Source organism: Halorubrum sp. (genome assembly GCF_046498025.1).
Classification (GTDB): Archaea; Halobacteriota; Halobacteria; order Halobacteriales; family Haloferacaceae; genus Halorubrum.
In genome coordinates this window covers 1-6,502 of sequence record NZ_JAWOBM010000068.1, presented here as the reverse complement: position 1 = coordinate 6,502, position 6,502 = coordinate 1, and the positions used below count along the sequence as shown (strand labels likewise).

Annotated in this window: 9 protein-coding genes; all 9 read left to right on the top strand. The window is 70.2% G+C overall.

The annotated features are described in order from the left end of the window. Window positions 1-234 (top strand): DUF63 family protein (locus tag R6U01_RS12735; RefSeq protein ID WP_410286829.1); only part of this gene is annotated, 234 nt, incomplete at its 5' end. A 543-nt stretch (window positions 235-777) separates the two neighbouring features. Further along, window positions 778-1,941 carry a bifunctional phosphopantothenoylcysteine decarboxylase/phosphopantothenate--cysteine ligase CoaBC gene (coaBC, locus tag R6U01_RS12730; RefSeq protein WP_410286828.1) on the top strand — a complete coding sequence of 388 codons (1,164 nt, stop codon included), beginning with the start codon at window positions 778-780 and terminating at the stop codon, window positions 1,939-1,941. Window positions 1,942-2,094: 153 nt separating this feature from the next. Continuing rightward, complete coding sequence (locus R6U01_RS12725; RefSeq protein ID WP_410286827.1) at window positions 2,095-3,321, top strand: monovalent cation/H+ antiporter subunit E; 1,227 nt, start codon at window positions 2,095-2,097, stop codon at window positions 3,319-3,321. Beyond that, window positions 3,318-3,623 carry a cation:proton antiporter gene (locus R6U01_RS12720; protein ID WP_410286826.1) on the top strand — a complete coding sequence of 102 codons (306 nt, stop codon included), beginning with the start codon at window positions 3,318-3,320 and terminating at the stop codon, window positions 3,621-3,623. Before R6U01_RS12725 ends, R6U01_RS12720 begins: the two co-directional genes overlap by 4 nt. Then, on the top strand, window positions 3,623-3,958 hold the full coding sequence (mnhG, locus tag R6U01_RS12715; protein WP_410286830.1) for a monovalent cation/H(+) antiporter subunit G: 336 nt from the start codon (window positions 3,623-3,625) through the stop codon (window positions 3,956-3,958). Before R6U01_RS12720 ends, mnhG begins: the two co-directional genes overlap by 1 nt. Then, a complete protein-coding gene (locus R6U01_RS12710) occupies window positions 3,955-4,569 on the top strand; it encodes a DUF4040 domain-containing protein (RefSeq protein WP_410286825.1) in 615 nt (204 codons plus the stop codon). The genes mnhG and R6U01_RS12710 overlap by 4 nt, the downstream gene beginning before the upstream one ends. Then, window positions 4,566-5,258, top strand: coding sequence for an MnhB domain-containing protein (locus R6U01_RS12705; protein WP_410286824.1), 693 nt, complete (start codon window positions 4,566-4,568; stop codon window positions 5,256-5,258). Before R6U01_RS12710 ends, R6U01_RS12705 begins: the two co-directional genes overlap by 4 nt. Then, window positions 5,255-5,812 (top strand): sodium:proton antiporter, encoded by a 558-nt coding sequence (locus R6U01_RS12700; protein ID WP_410286823.1) that lies wholly within the window; start codon window positions 5,255-5,257, stop codon window positions 5,810-5,812. Before R6U01_RS12705 ends, R6U01_RS12700 begins: the two co-directional genes overlap by 4 nt. Next, window positions 5,805-6,502 (top strand): proton-conducting transporter membrane subunit (locus R6U01_RS12695; protein ID WP_410286822.1); only part of this gene is annotated, 698 nt, incomplete at its 3' end. The genes R6U01_RS12700 and R6U01_RS12695, both read left to right, overlap by 8 nt.

Genomic DNA, 6,502 nt, shown 5'->3' with positions numbered 1-6,502 from the left:
CTGATCGTCGACTGGACCGCCCGGCTCCTGCCGGAGTCGATCGCCGCCGTCACCGGCGACGCGTGGCCGTTCCTCCTCGTGAAGCTCGCGGCCGCGACGTTCGTCGTCTGGGTGTTCAACGGCGAGATGTTCGAGGAGTCGCCGCGCTACACGCTGATGCTGCTCATCACGGTGCTTGCGGTCGGGCTCGGTCCCGGCACGCGGGACATGCTGCGCGCGACGTTCGGCATTTAAATAGGCGGTATGTGTTCAGTCCGTTACTCGTTGTCTGTCGCCGCCAGTGGCGCTGAGAGCGCTCTGGAGGCTCCAATCGATCGCTTATAAACCTGCTCAGGGATCGACGATGAACATCTCCAAAGCCCCAGCCGCTCGGCTGTACGTCATTGTATATAACCGGCCGATCGACACGAACATCTCCAAAGCCCCAGCCGCGAGGACGGCGCACGCTCGCTGCGCGCCTCAGTCGTTCGCTTCGCTCACTCCTTGCGGTGCTTCCGTCGCCTGCGCCGTCCTCGCGGCTGCCCCTTTGAGTCCCACCCCGCACAGCACCGCACCTCACGCCTCCCCAGCCTCGGCGGACGGGCCGGCGCGGGCGGAGCCGCTCCGGCCCGCCGCCTCCCTCGTGCGGTCTGCTCGCGCCCCATGGGCGCTCGCAGGCGCGCGCCACCGCGGTGGTTGATTTTTAAACGGGTGCCGTCGGCGCGCGCCGAGCGGTCGACGTCGGAGCCGTTCCGCAACGACACGTTATAAGCCGCCAGGGGCGGAACCGTCTCGGTAATGCTAGAGGGGGTCAACGTCGCGCTCGGCGTCTCGGGGAGCATCGCGGCGGTGAAGGTCGTCGAACTCGCCCACGAGCTCCGCCGACAGGGCGCGAGCGTGCGCGCCGTCATGTCCCCGGCGGCGACGAACATCGTCCACCCGTGGGCGGTCGACTTCGCGACCGACGAACCCGTCGTCACCGAGATAACCGGCGACGTGGAACACGTGGAGCTCTGCGGCCGCGAGGGGTGGGCCGACGTGCTCCTGCTCGCGCCGGCGACCGCGAACACGGCGGGGAAGATCGCGGCCGCCGTGGACGACACGCCCGTGACGACCTGCGCGACGACCGCGCTCGGCGCGGACGTCCCGGTCGTGATGGCGCCCGCAATGCACGAGCCGATGTACGACCACCCCGGCGTGCTGGACGCGCTCGACCGGCTGGAGCAGTGGGGCGTGACCTTCGCGGACCCCCGGATCGAGGAGGGGAAAGCGAAGGTCGCCGCCGAGGCCGAGATCGTTACCGAGGTCGCCCGCGCGACGACGCCGGAATCGCTCGCGGGCGTCCACGTCGTCGTCACCGCCGGCGCGACGAAGGAGCGCATCGACCCGATCCGGATCTTGACGAACCGGGCGTCGGGGAAGACGGGCCGCGCGGTCGCCCGCGCGCTCTACGTCCGCGGCGCGAAGGTGACGCTCGTACAGGACGGCCCGGACGTGCCCTACGCCGACGTCGTCGCCGTCGAGACCGCCGACGAGATGATGCGGGCGTGCCGGCAGACGGCGGCCACGGCCGACGCGCTGGTCTCCGCGGCCGCGATCTCCGACTTCACCGCCGACGCGGTCGACGAGAAGATCCGGTCGGGGTCGCCGCTCTCCGTGGACCTCCGGCCCACGCCGAAGCTCATCGACTCGGTCCGGGAGGCGTACCCGGACCTGCCGATCGTCGGCTTTAAGGCCGAGACGTCGGGCGACGACGACGAGATGATCGCGGAGGCCGAGCGGATTCGCGACCGCGTCGACCTCGCCTTCGTCGTCGCCAACGACGCGAGCGTGATGGGCGACGACGAGACGCGCGTCCTCCTCGTCGGCGACGAGGGGACGGAGCCGGAGGAGGCAATCGGCTCGAAGGACCGCGTCGCCGGGCGGATCGCCGATCGGCTCGCGGTCGCGCTCGGCCGCTGATCGACGGTGCGCCGGTCGTCGCTCGGCGACGAGGGCGGTGCCGTCGGCGCGTTCGGTATCGGCTGGGATACAAACTGTTTTGAGGCGGTAGAGAAAGGATCCCGGTAGAGATACACATGTGCACAGAGACGGTCAACTCCGGACCCGTCGGAGGTGTGGCGGGTGGCTGACGCCGCCGACGGTGGCGAGCGCGTCGCGGACGACGCCGATACTGTCGACGACATCGCCGCGGAGTCGCGATCGGCCGTCGTCGTCCCCGTGGAGCCCTCGCCGACCCTCCGCGCGACGGTCGCACACGTCGTCGAGACCGCGACCGACGGCGACTTCGACGCGATCCACTTCGTGGAGATCGCCTCGTGGCGCGACGGCGACCCGAACTCAGACGACCGCTCCGCCGACGCCCAGCGCGTCCTCGAGCGGGTGGTCGCGTGGGCGGAGGCGGACCTCGAGGACGCCGACGGCGACAGCGGCGACGACGTGACGATCGTCTCGGCGTTGATCGGCGCCGACGAGTACCTGTTCGGCCCGGAAGACTACGTCGGGGTCCTCGCCGAATACGCCGAGGAGCACGGCGCCGAGACGGTGTTTCTGGACCCCGAGTACACGCCAGTCGGCAACACGACGCTCCTCCAGCCGCTGGAGTTCGCGCTGTCGAACACGCCGCTGACGGTCCGAACGGCCCCGGTGGGGCGGCCCACCCGACGCGAGCGGCTCCGGAACGAGGCGACCGGCGTGCGGTTCGCGGCGATGTTCGGGCTCTCGCTCGCCTTTTATCTCGTGCTCGGCGACCCGTTCTACTGGTTCGACTGGGTGACGGGGCTCGCGACCGCGGCGATCGTGTCGATCACCCTCTCACGGGTCAGCTTCGACACCGAGCCGTCGATTTCCCGGACGCCCCAGCGGTTGGTCCGCGGCGCGATCTACGTCCCCGTCCTGCTGTACGAGATCGTCAAGTCGAACCTGGTCGTCGCCCGCGTCATACTGGACCCGCGGCTTCCGATCGAGCCGACGCTGAACCGCGTCCGCGTGATCGTCGGCGGGGGACTCCCGCTGATGACGCTCGCGAACTCGATCACGCTGACGCCGGGGACGCTGACGGTCCGCGCCCGCGACAGCGACCTGTACGTTCACTCGCTGCTGCCGTGGGCCCGCGACGGCCTCTTCGACGGCTCCCTCGAGCGGTGGACGCGGTTCGTGTACTACGGTCGCTCGGCCGCTCGACTGCCGACCCCTCGCGAACGCGACGACTGCGCCGTCTTACAGGGCCCGGACGCGACGGAGGAGCTTCCGATCGCCGCCGCGGACGGCGGCGCGGCGGAGGACGGTGAGCCGTCGGTCGACGGGGAAGCGACCGACGACGAGGAGGTGGCCGACGCGTGACCCTCGTCGACGTACCCGTCGCCGCGGGCTACACGGTCGGTGACTTCCTGCTGTTCGCGGCGGCCGGATTCGCCGTGCTCGCGATCGGAATGCTGTACCGAGCGGTGAAGGGGCCGACCATGCAGGACCGCGTGCTCGCGGTGAACGTCCTCGGGACGAACACCGTCGTCATCCTCGCGATGCTGGCCGCGGCGCTCTCGGAACCGACGTTCCTCGATATCGCGCTGGTGTACGCGCTGTTGAACTTCCTGATGGCGATCGCCATCTCGAAGTTCACGGTGGAGCGGGGTGGTGTCCTGTGATCGACTCGCTCGGGACGCTGGGGACGCTCCGCCTCGGGCTGATCGTCGCGTTCACGCTGTTCGGGCTGTTCTTCTCGTTCGTCTCGATGACGGGCGTGCTTCGGCTCCCCGACCTCTACTCGCGAGCGCACACCGCCTCGCAGGCCGACACGCTCGGCGCGGGCTTCGGACTCGCCGCCGTGGCGCTGGTCATCGGCCTGGAGGGGACCGGCTTCAAGACGGTGCTCCTGCTGTTCTTCATCTTCGTGACGAACCCGACGGCCGCCCACGCGATCACCCGTGCGGCCTTCGAGGAGGGGATCGTCCCGTGGACCGAGGGGGACGATCGGCGATGACGGGGGCCGCCCTCGCGACGACGGTCGCCGCACAGACGACCGCCGTCTCGCAGGCGACGCCCGTCGTCGCTCAGGTTACCGCCGTCGAAGCCAGCCTGCTCGCGTTCGTCGTGTTGACCGCGCTGGCGACGGCGCTGGCGCGTGACGTGCTCGCGGCGATCATCGTCTTCGGCGCGTACAGCCTGGGGATGGCCGCGCTGTACGCGTTCTACCGCGCGCCCGACGTCGCGCTGACGGAGGCGGCGATCTCCGCCGGCGTGACCACCGTCCTGCTCCTCTTGACCCTCGCGAAGACGACCCGGATCGACCACGACGTCGCCTTCGAGTCGGTGAACGTCCCGGCCGCGGGCGCGGTCGGGATCCTGCTGGTCGGACTGCTGTTCACGATGGGAGACGTGCCGGCGGTCGGTTCGCCAGTCGCGCCGGTCTGGTCGAACCCGGACGTCACCCAGTGGTACCTCGGCGAGTCGTACGCACAGACCGGCGTCGATAACACGGTGATGGCGGTGTTGGCGGCGTTCCGTGGGTTCGACACCTTCGGCGAGGCGGTCGTCGTCTTCGCCGCCGGGGTCGCAGCGCTCATCGTGCTTCACCGGGAGGTGTTCGCATGAGCGACGTTCGCCCCGAGGACGACGGCGTCCGCGACGGCGACGCCGCGGGAGGCGACGGCACCGCCGTCGAGTCGACTCCCGAGGGCGAGCCGGACGTCCCGCCGCACCGGGCGGTCTCCCGCTCCGGACGGCTCGACTCCGAGCGGCGCCAAGGCACACCGTACACGGAGAGCCAGGTGATCATGCCGACGGTGAAGATCGTGGCGCCGTTCGCGTTCACCTACGGCCTCTTCGTCACCTTCCACGGCGCCGGGTCGCCCGGCGGCGGGTTCCAGGGCGGCGCGATCATGGCCGCCGTCGTGTTCATGATCGCGTTCGCGTTCGGGATCGAGGCGACGCGCGACTGGGTCGCCAACACCGTCGTCGTCGGCCTCGCGGTCGGCGGCGCGCTGGCATTCGCCGGCATCGGGCTGATCCCGGTGGCGCGCGGCGGCGCGTTCCTCCAGTACGACCTGCTGCCGATCCCCGTGAAATACGGGTTAGAGAGCGTCGAGGTCTTCGGCATCGCGGCCATCGTGAGCGGCGTGCTCATGGGCCTCTTCTTCCTGCTCGCGAACGGGTTCAACTCGGAGGGGGGCGGCCTCGGCGACGACACCCCCGCCGAGGAGGACGCCGCCGACGAGGGCGCCGACGAGCTCGATACACCGGACGCGGACCGCACCGCGGCCGCCGACGGAGGTGAGCGATGACGACCGTCGCGTCTGCCGGAATCGACGCCGCTAGGATCCCGTCTGCCGGAATCGACGCCGCCGTCGCCTCCGCGGGAGCCTTCGACCTCCTCGCGACGCGGCACGCCTACGTCGCGTTCGCGGTGCTGCTCTGTATCGGTCTCTACATGATGATAGCAAACCCGCACCTCGTGAAGAAGATCATCGGACTCAACCTGTTCCAGACGGCGATTTTCCTGCTGTTCATCGCCTCCGCGTACGTCGAGGGCGGGTCGATCCCGATCGTTCCCTCCGGCGACGTGGAAGCGGGGACGTTCGTCAGCCCGCTCCCGCACGTGATCGTGCTCACCGCCATCGTCGTCGGCGTGAGCCTCACCGCCGTGGCGCTCGCGCTCTGCATTCGCATCTACGACGAGTACGGAACGCTCCGCACCGACACCCTCCGCGAGCTGATGCGGGACGAGGGGTCGCTCCCGGCGGGGCCGACGGCCGACGGCGAGGCACCGGCCGAGGGCGCGGACGCGTCCGCCGCCGTCGACGACGCCGCGACCGACGGGGGTGCGACCGATGACTGACGTGCTCCTCCCGCTGGCGATCGCCGTCCCGATCGTGGCCGCCACCCTGCCGATCGCGCTCGGTCTGTGGTTCGACGACGTCGGCTGGCCGATCGCGGCGGTCGCGACGACTGCGGTCGTCGGGATCGCGGCCGGGATCGTCGCCGAGGTCGCGGTCGGAGGGCGGTTCACCCACGCGCTCGGCACCTACCAGCCGCCGATCGGGATCGAACTGGTGGCCGACGAGCTGTCGGCCGCGGTGCTCGCGCTGATCGCGCTGGTCTCTTTGGCGACGCTCGCGTTCTCGCGGGTGGCCGGCCCGCACGGGAACCCCTTCTACAGCGGGTACCTGCTCCTGGTCGGCGGACTCGCGGGGATGGCGCTCACCGGCGACCTGTTCAACATGTTCGTCTTCCTCGAGATCGTCGGGATCACGACGTACGCGCTCATCGCGGCCGACCGCTCGGGCGCGAGCGCGTACGCCTCGCTGAAGTACCTCGTGGTCGGGACGGTCGGCGCGTCGCTGTACCTCGTCGGCGTCGGCTACGCGTTCCTCGCGACGGGGACGCTGAACATGGTCGACATGCGAGGACAGATCGTCGCGCAGGCGGGGTACGGCGATCCGCTGATCCAAGCGAGCTACGCGCTGATCGTCGCCGGGCTCGCGCTCAAGATCGCCTTATTCCCGGTCCACACCTGGCAACCGGACGC

Bases quoted from the DNA above. Each gene is read 5' to 3' on its own strand.
- coaBC (WP_410286828.1), top strand. From the start codon at position 778: ATGCTAGAGGGGGTCAACGTCGCGCTCGGCGTCTCGGGGAGCATCGCG.
- R6U01_RS12700 (WP_410286823.1), top strand. From the start codon at position 5,255: ATGACGACCGTCGCGTCTGCCGGAATCGACGCCGCTAGGATCCCGTCT.
- R6U01_RS12710 (WP_410286825.1), top strand. From the start codon at position 3,955: ATGACGGGGGCCGCCCTCGCGACGACGGTCGCCGCACAGACGACCGCC.
- R6U01_RS12705 (WP_410286824.1), top strand. From the start codon at position 4,566: ATGAGCGACGTTCGCCCCGAGGACGACGGCGTCCGCGACGGCGACGCC.